25 protein-coding genes and 1 pseudogene are annotated in these 18,015 nt (G+C 39.1%); 23 read left to right on the top strand and 3 right to left on the bottom strand.

From position 1 onward, the window contains the following. The 17 genes and pseudogenes from rplR (at nucleotide 1) to truA (ending at nucleotide 10,413) form a co-directional block, all read left to right on the top strand. Nucleotides 1-360, top strand: a complete 360-nt coding sequence (gene rplR, locus ACYQ73_RS18365) for a 50S ribosomal protein L18 (protein WP_460013806.1) — start codon at nucleotides 1-3, stop codon at nucleotides 358-360. A 21-nt stretch (nucleotides 361-381) separates the two neighbouring features. Then, nucleotides 382-885 (top strand): 30S ribosomal protein S5, encoded by a 504-nt coding sequence (rpsE, locus tag ACYQ73_RS18360; RefSeq protein WP_053482806.1) that lies wholly within the window; start codon nucleotides 382-384, stop codon nucleotides 883-885. Between the two features lie 13 nt (nucleotides 886-898). After that, complete coding sequence (gene rpmD, locus ACYQ73_RS18355; RefSeq protein ID WP_323654726.1) at nucleotides 899-1,081, top strand: 50S ribosomal protein L30; 183 nt, start codon at nucleotides 899-901, stop codon at nucleotides 1,079-1,081. A 34-nt stretch (nucleotides 1,082-1,115) separates the two neighbouring features. Further along, on the top strand, nucleotides 1,116-1,556 hold the full coding sequence (gene rplO, locus ACYQ73_RS18350) for a 50S ribosomal protein L15 (protein ID WP_427425614.1): 441 nt from the start codon (nucleotides 1,116-1,118) through the stop codon (nucleotides 1,554-1,556). Then, entirely contained in the window at nucleotides 1,556-2,851 is a 1,296-nt protein-coding gene (gene secY, locus ACYQ73_RS18345) for a preprotein translocase subunit SecY (RefSeq protein ID WP_460013805.1), read from the top strand. The genes rplO and secY overlap by 1 nt, the downstream gene beginning before the upstream one ends. A gap of 70 nt (nucleotides 2,852-2,921) precedes the next feature. Continuing rightward, a complete protein-coding gene (locus ACYQ73_RS18340; RefSeq protein ID WP_460013804.1) occupies nucleotides 2,922-3,575 on the top strand; it encodes an adenylate kinase in 654 nt (217 codons plus the stop codon). A gap of 248 nt (nucleotides 3,576-3,823) precedes the next feature. Then, nucleotides 3,824-3,901: pseudogene (locus ACYQ73_RS18335) on the top strand (type I methionyl aminopeptidase); the annotation flags it as partial. An 86-nt stretch (nucleotides 3,902-3,987) separates the two neighbouring features. Beyond that, the gene (infA, locus tag ACYQ73_RS18330; protein ID WP_004233690.1) at nucleotides 3,988-4,206 is read left to right on the top strand and encodes a translation initiation factor IF-1; all 219 of its coding nucleotides are present in this window, start codon (nucleotides 3,988-3,990) and stop codon (nucleotides 4,204-4,206) included. 38 nt (nucleotides 4,207-4,244) lie between these two features. Further along, entirely contained in the window at nucleotides 4,245-4,358 is a 114-nt protein-coding gene (rpmJ, locus tag ACYQ73_RS18325; RefSeq protein ID WP_000868344.1) for a 50S ribosomal protein L36, read from the top strand. A gap of 24 nt (nucleotides 4,359-4,382) precedes the next feature. Then, nucleotides 4,383-4,748, top strand: coding sequence for a 30S ribosomal protein S13 (gene rpsM / locus ACYQ73_RS18320; protein ID WP_053482802.1), 366 nt, complete (start codon nucleotides 4,383-4,385; stop codon nucleotides 4,746-4,748). A 25-nt stretch (nucleotides 4,749-4,773) separates the two neighbouring features. Further along, complete coding sequence (gene rpsK / locus ACYQ73_RS18315; protein WP_053482801.1) at nucleotides 4,774-5,163, top strand: 30S ribosomal protein S11; 390 nt, start codon at nucleotides 4,774-4,776, stop codon at nucleotides 5,161-5,163. A gap of 139 nt (nucleotides 5,164-5,302) precedes the next feature. Beyond that, nucleotides 5,303-6,247, top strand: coding sequence for a DNA-directed RNA polymerase subunit alpha (locus tag ACYQ73_RS18310; RefSeq protein ID WP_004233733.1), 945 nt, complete (start codon nucleotides 5,303-5,305; stop codon nucleotides 6,245-6,247). Between the two features lie 56 nt (nucleotides 6,248-6,303). After that, a complete protein-coding gene (gene rplQ / locus ACYQ73_RS18305; protein WP_012296051.1) occupies nucleotides 6,304-6,684 on the top strand; it encodes a 50S ribosomal protein L17 in 381 nt (126 codons plus the stop codon). 486 nt (nucleotides 6,685-7,170) lie between these two features. Beyond that, complete coding sequence (locus ACYQ73_RS18300; RefSeq protein WP_460013803.1) at nucleotides 7,171-8,016, top strand: energy-coupling factor ABC transporter ATP-binding protein; 846 nt, start codon at nucleotides 7,171-7,173, stop codon at nucleotides 8,014-8,016. After that, nucleotides 7,992-8,864: an energy-coupling factor ABC transporter ATP-binding protein gene (locus tag ACYQ73_RS18295; protein ID WP_460013802.1), complete on the top strand. Its 873-nt coding sequence runs from the start codon at nucleotides 7,992-7,994 to the stop codon at nucleotides 8,862-8,864. Before ACYQ73_RS18300 ends, ACYQ73_RS18295 begins: the two co-directional genes overlap by 25 nt. After that, the gene (locus ACYQ73_RS18290; RefSeq protein ID WP_460013801.1) at nucleotides 8,861-9,658 is read left to right on the top strand and encodes an energy-coupling factor transporter transmembrane component T family protein; all 798 of its coding nucleotides are present in this window, start codon (nucleotides 8,861-8,863) and stop codon (nucleotides 9,656-9,658) included. The genes ACYQ73_RS18295 and ACYQ73_RS18290 overlap by 4 nt, the downstream gene beginning before the upstream one ends. 14 nt (nucleotides 9,659-9,672) lie before the next feature. Beyond that, the gene (truA, locus tag ACYQ73_RS18285; RefSeq protein ID WP_460013800.1) at nucleotides 9,673-10,413 is read left to right on the top strand and encodes a tRNA pseudouridine(38-40) synthase TruA; all 741 of its coding nucleotides are present in this window, start codon (nucleotides 9,673-9,675) and stop codon (nucleotides 10,411-10,413) included. 9 nt (nucleotides 10,414-10,422) lie between these two features. Here truA and ACYQ73_RS18280 read toward each other — a convergent pair whose 3' ends face one another. Then, entirely contained in the window at nucleotides 10,423-10,695 is a 273-nt protein-coding gene (locus ACYQ73_RS18280; RefSeq protein ID WP_460013799.1) for a hypothetical protein, read from the bottom strand. Between the two features lie 331 nt (nucleotides 10,696-11,026). Between ACYQ73_RS18280 and rplM the strand changes: the two genes are divergently transcribed. The 5 genes from rplM (at nucleotide 11,027) to ACYQ73_RS18255 (ending at nucleotide 15,052) form a co-directional block, all read left to right on the top strand. After that, nucleotides 11,027-11,464: a 50S ribosomal protein L13 gene (gene rplM, locus ACYQ73_RS18275; protein ID WP_004233742.1), complete on the top strand. Its 438-nt coding sequence runs from the start codon at nucleotides 11,027-11,029 to the stop codon at nucleotides 11,462-11,464. A gap of 25 nt (nucleotides 11,465-11,489) precedes the next feature. Beyond that, nucleotides 11,490-11,882 (top strand): 30S ribosomal protein S9, encoded by a 393-nt coding sequence (rpsI, locus tag ACYQ73_RS18270; protein ID WP_004233744.1) that lies wholly within the window; start codon nucleotides 11,490-11,492, stop codon nucleotides 11,880-11,882. Between the two features lie 200 nt (nucleotides 11,883-12,082). Beyond that, nucleotides 12,083-13,033: a DUF4822 domain-containing protein gene (locus ACYQ73_RS18265; protein ID WP_460013798.1), complete on the top strand. Its 951-nt coding sequence runs from the start codon at nucleotides 12,083-12,085 to the stop codon at nucleotides 13,031-13,033. A gap of 178 nt (nucleotides 13,034-13,211) precedes the next feature. Continuing rightward, a complete protein-coding gene (locus ACYQ73_RS18260) occupies nucleotides 13,212-13,925 on the top strand; it encodes an N-acetylmuramoyl-L-alanine amidase (protein WP_460013797.1) in 714 nt (237 codons plus the stop codon). Nucleotides 13,926-13,996: 71 nt separating this feature from the next. Further along, entirely contained in the window at nucleotides 13,997-15,052 is a 1,056-nt protein-coding gene (locus ACYQ73_RS18255; protein ID WP_460013796.1) for a P-loop NTPase, read from the top strand. A 61-nt stretch (nucleotides 15,053-15,113) separates the two neighbouring features. On the opposite strand, the gene gerD is transcribed toward ACYQ73_RS18255, so the two are convergent. Beyond that, a complete protein-coding gene (gene gerD / locus ACYQ73_RS18250) occupies nucleotides 15,114-15,713 on the bottom strand; it encodes a spore germination lipoprotein GerD (protein ID WP_460013795.1) in 600 nt (199 codons plus the stop codon). Nucleotides 15,714-15,866: 153 nt separating this feature from the next. Between gerD and ACYQ73_RS18245 the strand changes: the two genes are divergently transcribed. Then, the gene (locus ACYQ73_RS18245; protein WP_460013794.1) at nucleotides 15,867-16,541 is read left to right on the top strand and encodes a KinB-signaling pathway activation protein; all 675 of its coding nucleotides are present in this window, start codon (nucleotides 15,867-15,869) and stop codon (nucleotides 16,539-16,541) included. A 366-nt stretch (nucleotides 16,542-16,907) separates the two neighbouring features. Here the strand turns inward: ACYQ73_RS18245 and ACYQ73_RS18240 are convergent, their stop codons facing one another. After that, nucleotides 16,908-17,567, bottom strand: a complete 660-nt coding sequence (locus ACYQ73_RS18240; RefSeq protein WP_460013793.1) for a hypothetical protein — start codon at nucleotides 17,565-17,567, stop codon at nucleotides 16,908-16,910. Nucleotides 17,568-18,015: the final 448 nt, after the last annotated feature.

Genomic DNA, 18,015 nt, shown 5'->3' with positions numbered 1-18,015 from the left:
GTGATTACGAAACAAGATAAAAATCAGGTTCGTAAAAAACGTCATGCACGCGTACGTTCTAAAATTTCGGGTACTGCTGAGCGTCCACGCTTAAACGTATTCCGTTCTAACAAGAACATCTACGCTCAACTTATCGATGACGTAGCAGGCGTAACAATCGTTAGCGCATCTTCTCAAGAAAATGGTTTTGAAGGTGCTGGTAGCAATGTTGATGCTGCAACTAAAGTCGGTGAATCAATCGCAAAACGCGCTACGGAAAAAAATATTACTGCTGTAGTATTTGACCGTGGTGGTTACTTATATCATGGACGTGTAAAAGCTTTAGCTGAAGCTGCACGTGAGAACGGTTTACAATTTTAATAAAAAGGAGGGACACATTTCATGAGTCGAATTGACGCAAACAAACTTGGAGAACTTGAAGAACGCGTAGTTACTATTAACCGTGTTGCTAAAGTTGTTAAAGGTGGACGTCGCTTCCGCTTCACAGCATTAGTTGTAGTTGGCGATAAAAACGGTCACGTTGGTTTCGGTACTGGTAAAGCTCAAGAGGTGCCAGATGCTATCCGTAAAGCTGTTGAAGATGCGAAGAAAAACTTAATCGAAGTGCCACGCGTAGGTGGAACAACTCCACACTTAGTGCAAGGTCGCTTTGGTGCAGGAGAAATCCTAATTAAACCTGCTGCTCCTGGTACAGGAGTTATCGCTGGTGGTCCAGTACGTGCCGTACTAGAACTTGCTGGTATTACTGATATTCTTTCAAAATCACTTGGAACTAACACACCAATCAATATGGTGCGTGCAACTATTCAAGGTTTAACTGAATTAAAACGCGTAGAGGACGTAGCTAAATTACGTGGTAAATCAGTGGAAGAAATATTAGGATAAGGGGGGAAAGATAATGGCTAACAAATTAGAAATCACCCTTACAAAATCTGTGATTGGTTCTAAACCAGCACAACGTAAAACTGTTGAAGCTCTAGGTTTACGTAAATTAAACCAAACTGTTGAGAAAGCTGACAATGCAGCAACTCGCGGTATGATTGATGTAGTAGCTCACTTAGTTACTGTAAAAGAAAACTAATTTTTAATTAACGAACAAGGAGGTGCCATCCAATATGAAACTTCATGAGTTAAAACCAGCAGAAGGATCCCGTAAAGTACGTAACCGCGTAGGTCGCGGTATCGGTTCTGGTAACGGTAAAACTGCAGGTAGAGGTCATAAAGGTCAAAACTCTCGTTCTGGCGGCGGTGTACGCCCAGGATTCGAAGGTGGTCAAAACCCTTTATTCCGTCGTTTACCGAAACGCGGCTTTACTAACATTAACCGTAAAGAGTACGCGATCGTTAATCTTGACACATTAAATCGTTTTGAAGATGGTGCAGAGGTAACAGCTGCATTATTACTTGAAACAGGTTTAGTGAGCAATGAAAAAGCTGGAATTAAAGTTCTTGGAAACGGAACTCTTGATAAAAAGCTTACAGTAAAAGCTCATAAATTCTCAGCTTCAGCTAAAGAAGCAATCGAGAATGCCGGCGGAACTACTGAGGTGATTTAATGTTTCAGACGATCTCTAACTTTATGCGTGTTCGAGATATACGAAATAAAATCATTTTCACTCTTTTAATGTTAATCGTTTTCCGTATTGGTACGTTTGTACCGGTACCAAACGTTGACGCTAATGTATTAAAGGCAACTGATGAGTTCAATCTCGTTGGTTTCCTAAATACTTTTGGCGGTGGTGCTTTGAAAAACTTCTCTATCTTTGCGATGGGAATTATGCCTTACATCACTGCTTCAATCATTGTTCAGTTATTGCAAATGGACGTAGTACCGAAATTTGCTGAGTGGGCAAAGCAAGGTGAAGTCGGAAGACGTAAACTTGCTCAATTTACTCGTTACTTTACAATTGTTCTTGCTTTTATCCAATCATTCGCAATGTCATTTGGTTTTAACAGAATGTACGGCGGATCATTGATTAAAGAAGAAGGAATTTTAACATATGTTACGATTTCTATTGTATTAACAGCGGGTACAGCATTCCTAGTATGGCTTGCTGAACAAATTACTGCGCATGGTGTTGGGAATGGTATTTCTGTTGTAATTTTCGCAGGTATCGTTGCGGCATTACCGAATGGCATTAACCAAATCTATGCACAGCAAATCGAGGGTGCTGGAGATAAACTATTTATCAATCTAGTGATTCTTGGTTTACTTGTTTTAGTCTTGCTTGCAGTTGTTGTTGGCGTTATTTACGTGCAACAAGCGTTACGTAAAATTCCAATTCAATATGCAAAACGAGTTACTGGACGCAATCAACAAACTGGTGCTCAACAAACGCATTTGCCGTTAAAAGTAAATGCTGCAGGGGTTATTCCGGTAATCTTTGCATCAGCGTTTATGATGGCACCACGTACGATCGCTCCATTATTTGGTGATGGTGCTATATCAACATTCATTCAACACACGTTTGATTATACAAAACCTGTTGGGATGGTTGTTTACATCGCATTGATCATCGCGTTCACATATTTCTATGCATTCGTACAAGTGAATCCAGAAAATGTGGCAGATAACTTGAAAAAGCAAGGTGCTTACATCCCGGGTATTCGTCCTGGTGAAAGTACGCAAACGTATTTAACAAGCGTGTTATATCGTCTGACATTTGTCGGTGCGATTTTCTTAACTGTTATTTCAGCAATGCCGATTATAATCATAAACTTTATGAATCTACCTGCCACAGTGCAAATCGGTGGTACTAGTATTATTATCGTAGTCGGCGTAGCGCTGGAAACGATGAAACAGCTAGAATCTCAACTTGTTAAACGTCACTACAAAGGCTTTATGAAGTAATGTTGGTTTTTAGGGAACGTTCCATCGTTTCCTGAAATCAGCAAACCTTTTGTGGGAGGAATATTTCCGTATGAATATCGTTTTAATGGGTCTGCCAGGTGCTGGTAAAGGTACTCAGGCAGATAAAATTGTTGAGAAGTACGCGATTCCTCATATTTCTACAGGCGATATGTTCCGTGCCGCTATTAAAGATGGTACAGAACTAGGCTTGCAAGCTAAATCGTTTATGGATCAAGGTGCTCTTGTACCGGATGAAGTAACGATTGGTATTGTTCGTGAACGACTTGCTAAACATGATTGTGAAAAGGGCTTCTTATTAGATGGATTCCCACGTACTGTTCCTCAAGCTGAAGCTTTAGACAGCATCCTTGCTGATCTTGGTAAAGCTATTGAACATACAATTAACATCCAAGTTGAAAAAGATGAGTTAGTTGCTCGTCTATCAGGTCGTCGTATTTGTAAAACTTGTGGCACATCTTATCATCTGATTTTCAATCCTCCAGCTGAGGAAGGAAAATGTGATAAAGATGGTGGCGAGCTTTATACACGTGCGGATGATAATCCTGAAACGGTTGCAAACCGTCTGGAAGTAAATATGAAACAAGCACAACCTTTACTTGACTACTATGAAGGTAAAGATGTGTTAACAAATATAGATGGACAGCAAGATATTAACAAAGTGTTTGCTGATCTTGATGCTCTATTACAGGGCAGCCGCAGCTGATACCCGGCTCCGGGCGCAGAATACTGCTTCCGCGGGAGGCATGCGGGAGCAACAACGAAACATAATTTTTTGAGAGTTGCAAAAGCATATTGTGCCCGGTATATATTTCTTTTAAAAAGTGCAACATTACTTTTGAAAGAGTATAATGGGTTTCGTGGAAGCATCTGTGTAACGGGTATGAATATCTCATCAAAGACATTCCGGTATTCGTGTAAACATGGGAGGTTCAGTGCCCTTAATGGTTCTGTATGTTCCGTGGATTGTGTGAAGCGAAACCAGACGAGCGTCTTTCAAACATCTCTCATACAATCCAAACATATGTTGAAACGAGGTTGCTTCTATAGTTGCAGCAGATATCCGTTTGATGTAACGATGAGAACTTTAATTTGCATATAGAGAGGAGACAGAGTAGATGGCGAAAGATGATGTAATTGAAGTCGAAGGGACAGTTGTTGAGACTTTGCCAAACGCGATGTTTAAGGTAGAATTAGAAAATGGACATGTGATTCTAGCACACGTTTCTGGTAAGATTCGTATGCACTTTATCCGTATTCTACCTGGAGATAAGGTTACTATCGAGTTATCTCCTTATGATTTAACTCGCGGTCGTATCACATACCGTTTTAAATAATCTTTTGCGCTCCGGACTACTAAGGAGGTTAGGTTGAGATGAAAGTAAGACCATCTGTAAAACCGATCTGCGAAAAATGTAAAGTAATTCGCCGACGCGGTAAAGTAATGGTAATTTGTGAAAATCCTAAACACAAACAAAAACAAGGTTAATTCTAAAGGAGGTGCACAACGTACATGGCACGTATTGCTGGTGTTGACATTCCTCGCGACAAACGCGTGGTAATTTCATTAACTTACATTTACGGTATTGGTAAAACTACAGCTCAGAAAGTATTAGCTGACGCAGGTATTTCAGAAGATACACGCGTACGCGACTTAACTGAAGATGAGTTAAACAAAATCCGTGAACAATTAGACACATACAAACTTGAAGGTGACTTACGTCGCGAAACTTCATTAAATATCAAACGTCTGATGGAAATCGGTTCATTCCGTGGTATCCGTCACCGTCGTGGTTTACCTGTTCGTGGTCAAAATACGAAGAACAATGCGCGTACGCGTAAAGGTCCTCGTAAAACAGTAGCGAACAAGAAAAAATAATCAGTAAAGGAGGTTCCTTCTTAACATGGCTCGTAAACAACAAACTCGTAAACGTCGTGTGAAAAAGAATATCGAATCTGGTATTGCACACATTCGTTCTACATTCAACAATACAATCGTAACGATTACAGATATGCAAGGTAACGCTGTATCTTGGTCAAGTGCTGGTGCTCTTGGTTTCCGTGGTTCACGTAAATCTACACCATTCGCTGCTCAAATGGCTGCAGAAACTGCTGCTAAAGCATCCCTTGAACATGGTCTGAAAACGTTGGAAGTAACTGTTAAAGGTCCTGGTGCAGGTCGTGAAGCTGCAATTCGTGCACTTCAAGCTGCTGGTTTAGATGTAACTGCTATTAAAGACGTTACTCCAGTTCCTCATAATGGTTGCCGCCCGCCAAAACGTCGTCGCGTGTAATGGGTGCGTCTCATATTGTATGAGAACATCATTTTTTGTACAGACTGTCTTGTGCAGATAATAAACGATACGTCATTGACGATCGAATCTATGATGGAAAGAACCTATACATTCGATGTTTTGAAGGAGGGTAAATAAAATGATCGAAATTGAAAAACCAAAGATTGAAACGGTGGAGATCAGCGAAGATTCCAAATATGGAAAGTTTGTTGTAGAACCGCTTGAACGCGGATATGGAAACACTTTGGGTAATTCTTTACGTCGTATCCTTCTGTCTTCATTACCAGGAGCTGCTGTCACTTCAATTCAAATTGACGGTGTTCTTCACGAATTCTCAACTGTAGAAGGCGTTGTAGAGGATGTAGCTTCAATTATTTTGAACGTGAAAAAACTAGCTCTTAAAATCTACTCTGACGAAGAAAAAGTTATTGAGATTGATGTAAAAGGCGATGGTACAGTTACAGCTGCTGACATTACACATGACAGTGATGTAGAAATTTTAAACCCGGATCTATATATTGCAACAATCGCTAAAAACGGTCATTTACGTATGCGTATGTATGCACAACGCGGCCGTGGTTACACTCCTGCTGATCAAAACAAACGTGAGGATCTTCCTATCGGCGTGATCCCGATCGACTCTATTTACACTCCAGTATCACGCGTCAATTTCCAAGTGGAAAATACTCGTGTAGGTCAGTCTTCTGACTACGATAAACTTTCTCTTGATGTGTGGACAGATGGTAGCATCGGTCCGAAAGAGGCGATTTCGCTCGGAGCAAAAATTTTAACCGAGCATCTAAACATCTTCGTTGGCATGACAGACGAGGCACAAACTGCTGAAATCATGGTCGAAAAAGAAGAAGATCAAAAAGAAAAAGTTTTAGAGATGACTATCGAAGAACTTGATCTTTCTGTTCGTTCTTACAACTGCTTAAAACGAGCTGGTATTAACACAGTACTAGAACTTGCGAATAAGTCAGAAGACGATATGATGAAAGTTCGTAACCTTGGACGTAAGTCACTTGAAGAGGTAAAAGCGAAGTTAGAAGAGCTTGGTTTAGGGTTACGCAAAGAAGACTAAGCGATTTAAACAAAACTTACAAGATCAGATATTTTTTATAAAGGAGGGAAACATCCATGGGTTACAGAAAACTTGGTCGTACAAGTTCTCAACGTAAAGCGATGTTACGTGACTTAGCTACTGATTTAATCATCAACGAGCGTATCGAAACTACTGAGGCTCGCGCTAAAGAAGTACGTAAAGCTGTTGAAAAAATGATTACTTTAGGTAAACGCGGTGATTTACATGCACGCCGTCAAGCTGCTGCATTCATCCGTCGTGAACTAGTAACAACTACTGATGCAGAAGGTAACGAAACAACTTCATTTGCACTTCAAAAGTTATTTGATGATGTTGCACCACGTTATGCAGAGCGTCAAGGTGGTTACACTCGTATTCTTAAAGTAGGTCCTCGTCGTGGTGACGGTGCACCTGTTGTAGTGATTGAATTAGTTTAATCATAATAGAAGACAAGTGGTGAAGAGGGTGGAATCACCACCCTCTTTCTTTTATAAACGATTTATACGACAAATAATTAAGCTGAGCGTTATGATGAGCGGACACTGTTGTGTGGCGTCTCGTTTAGCTCTCCGCACCTCATTCAGACGGAACAAGGGCTTGAGCACCCGTGTTTCTTGAAAATGTAACGACTAGCGCATTTCTATTGAATGAGGTGCGCGCTTTTTTATTTTTTAGGGAAGTATGATAGCGCCAATTTAGTGGTGCTTTTTTTTATAGGCTGATTTATAGAATGGCAGTCACCGGGATGTTTGGGGTGCTTCACTCCAAAATTCGATGTATCCTATAAATTATATTTAGTCCTCTTTGAATGAAAAGTGATTTTAGCACTTTTCTTTTATCGACATAATGATTGTAGTAGAATTCATACATAAAAAAGTGTAAGTTAGTTAGTAGAGCTGAGCATGTAGAGAGGAGTTCTAGAAATGCCAGAAATTTTATCATTAAATAATGTGACATTTTCATATACACCAGAAGAAAAAGAAAGTCGCAATGCTGTTGAAAATGTAAGCTTTGCGGTTCAGGAAGGGGAATGGATTGCCATAGTGGGCCATAACGGTTCTGGTAAATCCACCATTGCAAAGCTTATGAATGGTTTGTTATACCCACAGCAGGGAGACGTACGTATATTACGTGAACCATTAAGTGAAGAAAACCTATGGGAAAGCCGTTCACAGATCGGCATGGTTTTCCAAAATCCAGACAATCAATTTGTTGGAGCGACAGTGCAGGATGATGTTGCTTTTGCTCTTGAAAATAACGGAGTACCGTTTGAAGAGATGGTAGAACGTGTACATGCAGCACTTGAGCAAGTAAAAATGAGCGGTTTTTTAGACCATGAACCACATCACTTATCAGGTGGTCAAAAGCAGCGTGTTGCCATTGCAGGCGCACTTGCGATGAAACCAAAGCTCCTTATTTTAGATGAAGCTACTTCTATGCTAGATCCACAAGGGCGTGCTGAGGTATTACACACAGTGCAAACTTTACGTGCTGAAACAGGGTTAACGGTAATATCTATTACGCATGATTTAGAGGAGGCCATGCTTGCAGATCGTGTTCTCTTTATGAATGATGGAAAGAAATTTGCTGAGGGTACACCTGGTGAAATTTTTGCACTTGGGGACAAGCTAGTTGAGTTTGGACTAGACTTACCGTTCGCCATGAAGTTATCAAAGTTATTGCAAAAGGAAGGTGTTCCATTAATGGGACAACATATGACAGAAGAAGAGTTGGTGAATGATTTATGGACATCAAACTTCAACAAGTAAGCTATGCCTATTCACAGGGCACACCTTTTGAAAAACGTGCATTATTCGATGTAGATTTTGAAATTCCTTCACATACGTATCAGGCAATTATCGGACATACGGGTTCCGGTAAATCGACAATTCTTCAGCATTTTAATGCACTTCTAAGACCAACCTCTGGGGAAGTACATATTGGAGATCGCATTGTTGTAGCTGGAAAAAAGGCGAAGGATTTAAAGGCTGTACGTCAAAAGGTTGGTATTGTGTTTCAATTCCCGGAGCATCAGCTGTTTGAAGAAACCGTATTAAAGGATATTATGTTTGGTCCTATGAACTTTGGTGTGTCAGAGCAAGAGGCAGAAACACGAGCAAAAGAACTTATAGGCTTAGTAGGCTTACCAGACGACGTACTTGAAAAATCACCTTTTGATTTATCAGGGGGACAAATGCGCAGGGTAGCAATTGCTGGTGTTTTAGCGATGGAACCTGAAGTTATTGTTTTAGATGAACCAACTGCAGGGCTTGATCCACGCGGTCAGAAAGAGATTATGGATATGTTTTATAAGCTACACAAGGAACGTGGCCTAACAACGATTCTTGTAACGCACAGTATGGAGGACGCAGCTCGTTATGCAGACAATATTGTCATTATGCATGAAGGGAAAAATGTACTAAGTGGCACACCGCAAGAAATTTTCAAAGATGGAGAGACATTAAAAAATTTCCGCTTAGAACCACCTCGTATCGTACGCTTTCAACAAAAAATCGAAACAATGATAAACAAATCCTTCTCAAAGATCTGCTTAACCGAAGAAGAGCTAGCAACTGAAATTGCTCGGGTACTAAGAGAGGAGCGTGGACAGTCATGATGGAGAAAATGATATTTGGTCGCTTCCTTCCCGGAAATTCTCCAGTTCATAAGCTCGATCCACGATCAAAGCTTATATTTGTGTTTGCATTCATTATTATTGTTTTTTTAGCAAACAACACAGTGACATATGCCTTGCTATTAGCTTTTACCTTACTCATTGTGCTAATATCAAATATTCGTCTGTATTTTTTAATTAATGGTCTAAAACCAGTAATTTTTTTAATGGCATTTACCTTCTTAATTCATATATTTATGACGAAAGAAGGTGCCCTAGTATTTGAGTGGAAGTTTATTACCATTTACGAAGGAGGTATTCGACAAGGGATCTTTATTTCGATACGTTTCCTAGTTCTAGTGTTTATGACATCTATCTTAACGCTTACAACATCACCGATTTCCATTACGGATGGCATTGAAGTACTGTTAAATCCATTAAAAGCGGTGAAAGTGCCAGTACATGAGTTAGCTTTGATGATGTCTATTTCATTGCGCTTTATTCCAACATTAATGGATGAAACAGATAAAATTATGAAAGCACAAATGGCACGTGGTTCGGATTTATCTTCTGGACCAATAAAGGATCGTATTAAAGCGGTTGTGCCATTACTGGTACCTCTCTTTGTCAGTGCTTTTAAACGAGCCGAGGATTTAGCAACAGCTATGGAAGTAAGAGGCTACCGTGGAGGCGAAGGGCGTACGAGATATCGCAAGCTAAAATGGGATATGAGTGATACATTTTCACTTGTGTTATTAGTAGCAATGGCCGTTTTACTATTCTTCTATAGAAGTTAAAAGGAGTAAGCTTGATGCGACGATTAAAAGCAATTATAAGTTATGATGGAACGCAATTTTCTGGGTATCAAGTACAGCCTGGAGAGCGCACAGTACAGGCTGAGATTGAGCGTGTTCTAGCCATTATGCATAAAGGGGAAAAGATAAAGGTAACAGCTAGTGGACGTACAGATGCAAGAGTGCATGCAACAGGCCAAACATTGCATTTTGATTCACCACTTGCGATTCCAGTTGATAAATACATGAAGGCATTAAATGTTCAACTGCCAAGAGATATTCGGGTAATGTCGATGGAAGAAGTAGCTGCTGATTTTCATGCGCGCTACAGTGTAACAGGAAAGCGGTACCGATATATATGGTCATGTGAGCCTGTACAGAGTCCATTCCGCAGACAATACACTGTAGAGACAAATGGTGTGAAACCAAATATTGAGGCAATGCAGGAAGCTGCAAAGGCTATTATCGGTACACATGACTTTTCTTGCTTTTGTGCAGCCAATACAAGTGTCAAAGATAAGGTCCGTACAGTGACTACACTACAATTTGAATGGTACGGTGAAGAGCTTCATATGGTGATTGAAGGAAATGGCTTCTTATATAATATGGTACGTATTATTGCAGGCACACTGTGGGAAGTGGGTATAGGACGTCGTGACATTGAGAACGTGGAGTTGGTCGTTAATTCTATGAATCGTGATAAGGCGGGCAAGACTGCACCTCCTCAAGGTCTGTATCTTGAGAAAGTCTTCTATTAAAAAGGTTCATCACCAAAAGTTAAGATGCCGCTTGTTGGAACGCATGCCATTTATCTTAGAAAACTTCCACCTCTTAAGGTGGTGTGATGAATGTGGATGTGGTTCTCTTTCAATGGATGTAATCCGGACGCATTTATGCCAAGGAGAAATTGATAAGAGAGTTGATTGGAGTGGAGGCTGGGCGACTCCTTGGGGATTAGCAATAGAGGAACGAAGGCTAAAACCATCACGTCCTGTGATAACGCCTTCGTGACCAACATCGTGTTGGCCCAAGCGGCTCATCGGACGCCCCCAGGAAGCTTTGCTCTGTGCGAAAGCGAAGCGTCAGCAACAAAGCGCCCAGCCGGAACGGAAATCAACCCCATGTTATGGGATGAGTCATTAAGAAGAACAACTGGGGAATTTTTTGTGTTTTACAAAATAAAGCCTAATTTTAACAATCAGTGAATCTGAACAACTTCTCCAGGTGTTTATTGAAATTGCTTGACTTTAAAAGTCATTCATTATATGATAACAGATGGTATTTTCATTACCACCACAAATAAGCCCCGAAAACTTATAGTGTAGTTTAATGAAAAATAACGGTAATCGAATCGATTAGGAGGATATATACATGCGTACAACATTCATGGCTAAAGGTCACGAAGTAGACCGTAAATGGCTAGTAGTTGATGCAGAAGGCCAAACTCTTGGACGTTTAGCTTCTGAAGTAGCTGCTATCTTACGTGGTAAACATAAACCAACATTCACACCAAACGTTGACACAGGTGATCACGTAATCATCATCAACGCTGACAAAATCCATTTAACTGGTAACAAATTAGAGGGTAAACTTTACCGTCACCATACTCAATTTGCGGGTGGTTTAAAAACTCGTACTGCTGGTGAAATGCTAGATAAGTACCCAACAAGAATGATCGAATTAGCAGTTAAAGGGATGCTTCCTAAAAACTCTTTAGGTCGCAAAATGTTCACTAAACTTAACGTTTACACTGGAACAGAACATCCACATGCTGCACAAAAACCAGAAGCTTACGAGCTTCGCGGATAATATAAATTAAGAGGAGGATATTACTTTGGCACAAGTTCAATACATCGGCACTGGTCGCCGTAAAAGCTCTGTAGCTCGTGTACGTTTAGTACCAGGTACAGGTAAAATTGTTATCAACAAACGTGAAATCGAAGAATACGTACCATTCGCTGCTTTACGTGAAGTAATTAAACAACCATTAGTAGCTACTGAAACTACAGGAAGCTATGATATCCACGTAAACGTTAACGGTGGTGGATACACTGGTCAAGCTGGTGCAGTTCGTCACGGTATCGCTCGTGCTCTACTTCAAGTAGACCCAGATTTCCGTGCTGCATTAAAATCTGCTGGATTACTTACTCGTGATTCACGCATGAAAGAACGTAAAAAACCAGGTCTACGCGGCGCTCGTCGTGCACCTCAGTTCTCAAAACGTTAATATCGTTGTTATATCAACGTTTCAAGCCCTTTCTCGAATTTTCGAGAAGGGGTTTTTTTATTTGGCAATACTTCAAGTGCAAGTGTTTCAAGATATCCTGTGGCACTGTTGTTGTATAAATAGCAATTGCGATGTGTATTTTATATAGAAATGGCTGATACTATTTTCAGGTTGTTTATTCTGAAAATGGAGGTCAATAGATGAAAAAGTTATTAATATTATCAATTGCGGCACTGGCGCTTCTTGGTGCATGTGGTAATAAGACTGATGTAAAAAAAACTGAAGAAGTAAGAACAGGAAATAATGCAAATCAAAGACAGGTAGAAATAACAGACGGTCAGGCGAAGGCTAAAATTCTTAGTAGTTCAGATTGGCAAGCCACAAAAGTTTACGATAAAAATAATAAAGACTTAACAGCAGAAAATTCAAATTTAATGGGCCTTGCGAAATATGACGCTGATTCAGGACGCTATGAATTCTTCGATCCGAATACAGCTGGAAGCATTGACGATAAAGGAATTTTCTTTTTTACGAATGATGGAAAGCATAGAATATTGATCTCAGAAACGAAAAAATACCAAGAAATTGTGGATATAACTAAGCTAACAAATGCAATGTTTACTTATAAACGAATGGGGAAAGATGCAAATGGTAGCGATGTAGAGGTATTCGTTGAGCATGTCCCTTATAAGGAAAAACACTTAACGTTTACCGCACCAGATAAGAAATTAAATAATTCTACAGGCTCTATTGTTCAGGACGTAGATGGAGATAAAATTTTAGCTGGTACGCTTTGGCAAGGAACAGTTGTATTAGATACAAACAAAAATGATGTAACGCAATATAATACAAATTTTATTAGCATTGCGAAATATGATGCTAATACGAATAAATATGAATTTTTTAATCCTGAAACAGGTAAAAGTCGTGGCGACTATGGATACTTTAATGTGATCGATGGGAATAAATTAAGAGCTCATGTTTCAATTGGTGACAATAAATATGGGGCTGTGCTCGAAATTACTGAGCTAAATAATAAGAAATTCACATATATGAGAACTGGTAAAGATAAAGACGGTAAGGATATAACAGTATTTGTTGAGCATGAACCTTATGCAGGTAAGTTTAAACCAGAATTTACACTAAAATAAAATTTAACGGCTTTAGTCCATGTATCATTAATGGATTAATGCCGTTTAAGCATTACTAAAAAAGTATCTTCCATTACAAGTTAAACTCTCAACTTGAATACTTGAGAGTTTTTTTTACTTTCTGGCATAGTTCAATCACTAACTTCGTACACTATCTGTAAAAGGGTGGTGGATATGGGTGAAGCGCTGGCTTGCACTAGGAGTAATTATGCTAATGAGTATAGTGGTCGTGGCATATGAAACGAATGCTTCGAACCGTAACTTCTTCTTACCGGACCCACTTGGTGGCGTAAAAATTGTCATTGATGCGGGACACGGAGGTCAGGATGGAGGTGCTTCGAAGGGCGAAGTAATTGAGAAGGATATTACACTTGCAATTGCGCAGCATGTGGAGAAGCAATTAAAGAAAAAAGGCGCAACAGTCGTAATGACACGAACAAAAGGTGGCGATGTTATTGATGAGCACGCGTCATCAGAAAAGTATGGAACATTGAGAGAACGAAAAAAGCAGGATATCTTTTTAAGAAAAGACATAGTAGAAAATGAAAAACCGGATATTTTTATTACAATTCATGCAAATGCCATTCCAGAAACAAAATGGCGTGGAGCACAAGTGTTTTATCATAAAGAAGGACATGCTGAAAGTGAATTATTAGCAAAGAGCATTCAAGATTCCATTCGCACTAATTTGAAAAATACAGACCGAGAAGCAATGTCTATACAACAAATATATTTACTGAAAAAAGCTGAGGTACCTGCTGCACTAGTAGAAACAGGATTTATAAGTAATGATGAGGAACGTGCACTATTAACTGATAAGAAATACCAAGAAAAAATGGGAGATGCTATTGTTGAAGGTATAGAAGAGTATTTATTAGCAAAAATTGAATAGAGCAACTACACAACGTAAATCAAGTCATTATGATATACTAACATTGAGATAATATAAGGGGAGTGTTCGTCGTGATAACTGAACAACAAGTACGAGAAATATTAGGACAACTACAAGATCCATTTTTACATAAATCATTTGCAGAAACAGGCGGTATTACAAATATAGCAATAAAAGAAGAGAAGAATCACGTTAGTGTAAAAATTGCGATTGCTAAAACAAATACACCTGAACAATTACAGCTACAAATGAAAGTTGTTGAAGTTTTGAAAGAAGCGGGTGCAAATACAGTCGGTATTCGTTTCGAAGAGCTGTCAGCAGAGAAACTACAAAGCTTCCGTGGTGTAGCAACTGAGGCTGAGGCACAAGATATTTTATCTCCACTTAGCACAGTACAAGTTATTTCAATTGCCTCTGGTAAAGGCGGTGTAGGGAAATCTACAGTATCAGTTAACTTAGCTGTTGCATTAGCTCGTTTAGGTAAAAAGGTTGGCTTAATTGATGCTGATATTTATGGATTCAGTGTGCCTGATATGATGGGTGTTACAGATATGCCTAAAGTGGTAGACAATCGAATTTTCCCTGTTGATCGTTTAGGTGTGAAAATGATTTCAATGGGCTTCTTTGTTGAAAATAATGCACCGATTGTATGGCGTGGACCAATGTTAGGTAAAGTGTTAGATCAGTTCTTCCGTGATGTAGAATGGGGTGAGCTAGACTATCTACTATTGGATTTACCACCAGGTACAGGTGACGTTGCATTAGATATTCATCAAATGCTTCCTTCTTCAAAAGAAATTGTCGTAACAACACCGCATCCAACTGCAGCGTTCGTTGCAGCTCGTGCAGGTGCAATGGCTTTACAAACAGATCATGAAATTTTAGGTGTTATTGAAAACATGGCATGGTATGAATCGAAATCAGGTGACCGTGAATTCGTATTCGGTCAAGGTGGAGGTCCTAAGTTAGCAGAAGAACTACGTACAGAGCTACTTGGTCAAATTCCTCTTGGTCAGCCTGACTGGTCAGAGGAAGATTTTGCACCTTCAGTTTATGCTGAAAAACACACAACAGGACAAATTTATTTAGATATCGCGACGAACATCATTAATAAATTAAATAAATAAAGAATAATGAAAACGGATTTCCTCTAACAATGGAGGAAATCCGTTTTTCATATGTGAGAGGTTACTCAGAGCCTTTTTGCTCATTACCTCCACCACTGCCGCCAGCCTCTTTTTTACCGCCGCCAGCTTTACCTGTCTCGCCAGCGCTCTTCCTAATAAGCTCCTGCCATTTCGTTTGCATAAGCGGACTTTCAATCGTCTCCTTGACGATTTCCTCCGTTTGTTTTCTCATATTGGAGGATTTTAAAATAGTCTCTAACTGCTTTTGCATATCTGGCTGGCCAAAGAAAGCCTCCATATCTTTTTGGAAAGAGGGGTCTTTTATTAATTCCTTCATAATATCCTGTTGTTGCTTTTGCATACTTTTAGCTACAGTTTCCTTGAATTTTGGATCTTCGAATGTTTTTTTCCAAAAGTCTTCTGCTTCTTTGGAAAGTAGGGTAGCTTCGGTAGCTTTTTTCACTTCATCATGCTCTAAAACCAATAATTCACGGAAACTTGGTTCCTCTAAAAGCTTTCGCAACGCCTTTTTACCATCCTCGGTTTGTAAAGAGTCGATCATTATTTTTTTTATTTCATCATAGGACATGGTAGAGGCTTTATCTTGTGAACAGGCAGAAAGAAAAAGCATTAGGATTAGTAGTAAGAAGAATTTTCGCATTAATCATCAGTCCTTTCTATAAATAGACTCTTTCAATTATTGTTCACATTTATGATGACTTTATGTATTGGTTACGATGAGAAATAGCTTTTTTAACAATGCATTGTTAAAATAAGTACAGATATATATTGAGAAATTGGGGGACTTTTAGTTGTGACGATACGAAATTGGGCAAAGTTTTTCTTCTTTGCAATGCTCGTTGGTGGCGCAGTCAACGGAATTTGCAGTTTATTTATTCGATGGGACTTCTTTCAACCATACATAACAAACGGTCACTGGGGTGAATTTTTGGCCGGGCTTTTATGGATGGTTTTCTTAGGATTTACGATGAGTGTTATTGCACAAGCGGGCTTTTTTGCTTATTTAACGCTCCATCAAGTGGGAGTAAATATTTTTAGAACACTTACATTATGGAATTGGGTACAGCTATTATTGATTGTTATTACTATTTTTGATATTATATTCTTCCGCTTTATACCAGGTGTAAAAGATGGACAAAGCTGGTTATTCTATGTTGGTTTGTTAATTGTATTAATAGTAGGTGCTTTAGCAACAGCTATTCAAAAAGTAAAATTAACAAGAAAAAAACATGTGTTCATTTCGGCATTATTTTTTATGATTGTCGTTACAACACTGGAATGGACAATTGCATTAATGGGTCGCGATGAAAATATTAACGAGTATGTTGCACTTTTACTATTCCCACTACTCGCTGTAAATGCTTATCAATTATTAGTATTACCAAAATATAATGCAAAATCTGAAGAAGATCGTCAAAAATTAGAAGCACGCCGCAAAGCGCGTCGTGAGCAAGCTAAAAACGCATAATTTAACATCTTTCAGCAAGTGTTTTCGTAGCGAAAGTGAAAGGTCAGTTACAAATGTCTTTTGTAGCGAAAGCGAAGCGTCAGGTACAGAAGCCGCCCATCTCTGTCGGTGGTGAGATGAATGCGGATTTAAGTTGTTTTTCAGCGGGTGTCTAAACACCTTCTGAAATAGAGGAACTCAGTCTAAGAACGCCACGTCCTGTGGCAGCGACTGAGTGACCAACTTCGGTGCTGTTGCCGCTGCCGCTACGCTTTCGCGCACAAAAAACATTTGCAGGCCTAAGCACAAAGCCGATTCCGGACGCAATTATGCCAAGGCATAATTAATAAAAGAAGTTGCCTCTATTAGTTGGAGGCAACTTCTTTTTTATGGTGATTTTTTAGTTTGAACTTTATAGCCGAATATATTTTCCTCAATCGACATAAATTTATTTTGTTGTAGAAATGTATTCAGCTCTTTAAACGAGATTTTATTATTTTGTTGTAAAGACATAAAAACAAAATCTCCCTTTTGTAATTTAGGTGTCTTTTCACCTTTCCAGATTAGAGAAGGAGAAAGTATATTCATCTGCTGTTGAAATAAGTTGTTTTGTAAATCTTGCGAATACTGGTGATTTCGTGTTGCAAACCAAAGTGGTGTTTCTTGAAAATGCTTTTCGTAAATTTTAATATCTTTTTGAACGATGGCAAGATCAATGGGCTTATCCACTGAATCCTCAGGTCCTAATAATCCTGTAGGTAGTTTTCGCTCTTGAATGATTTTTAGGTGCTCAGGTGAACGTTCAATCCATGCAGCATCTAACAATAGAAGCGGATAAGGTTCTTTTACAGTTTTAAGCCAGTCCAACAGGGTATCATCAGAGAAAGAAATTTCGACAATAAGTGATGTACCATAATGTCCTTTTGTTACAACTGCTGGAGCATCAGCAATGTTGAATACAGAAATCATAGTAGAATTTATCGGCTTTATAAAGAAAAACAGTATTACGATTAGAAATAGTGAAATCAATGTTTTACGAACCATCATAACGACCTCGTTTCTATATTTTTAACTTCTTTCAGAAGAAGTTTTCCACCTCTACAGGTGGTGAGATGAATGCGGATTTAAGCTACTTTTCAGCGGGTGTCCAAACACCTTAGAGGAACTCAGTCTAAGAACGCCACGTCCTGTGGCAACGACTGAGTGACCAACATCGTGTTGGCCTAAAGCCTCCGGACGCAATTATGCCGAGGCATAATTGATATGAAAAAATAAAGTTCTTAAAAAAACTTATGATTTAGTGTTGACTTTCATGAATAATCGATGTTATTATGTATAAGTCGCCAAGAGGTGACGCAGTAAGTGAAAAAATGAACCTTGAAAACTGAACAAGCAAAACGTAATCAATAAAGTTTTTAGTAACTAACCTTGAGTTAGTGAACGAAACAAAATTTTGGACATCAAACATGATGCCAGCAAAACAATTTGAGCTAAT

This window comes from Lysinibacillus sp. CTST325 (genome assembly GCF_054665055.1).
Note: the sequence above shows the minus strand (reverse complement) of the source record. Positions and strands in the feature narration are given on the sequence as shown.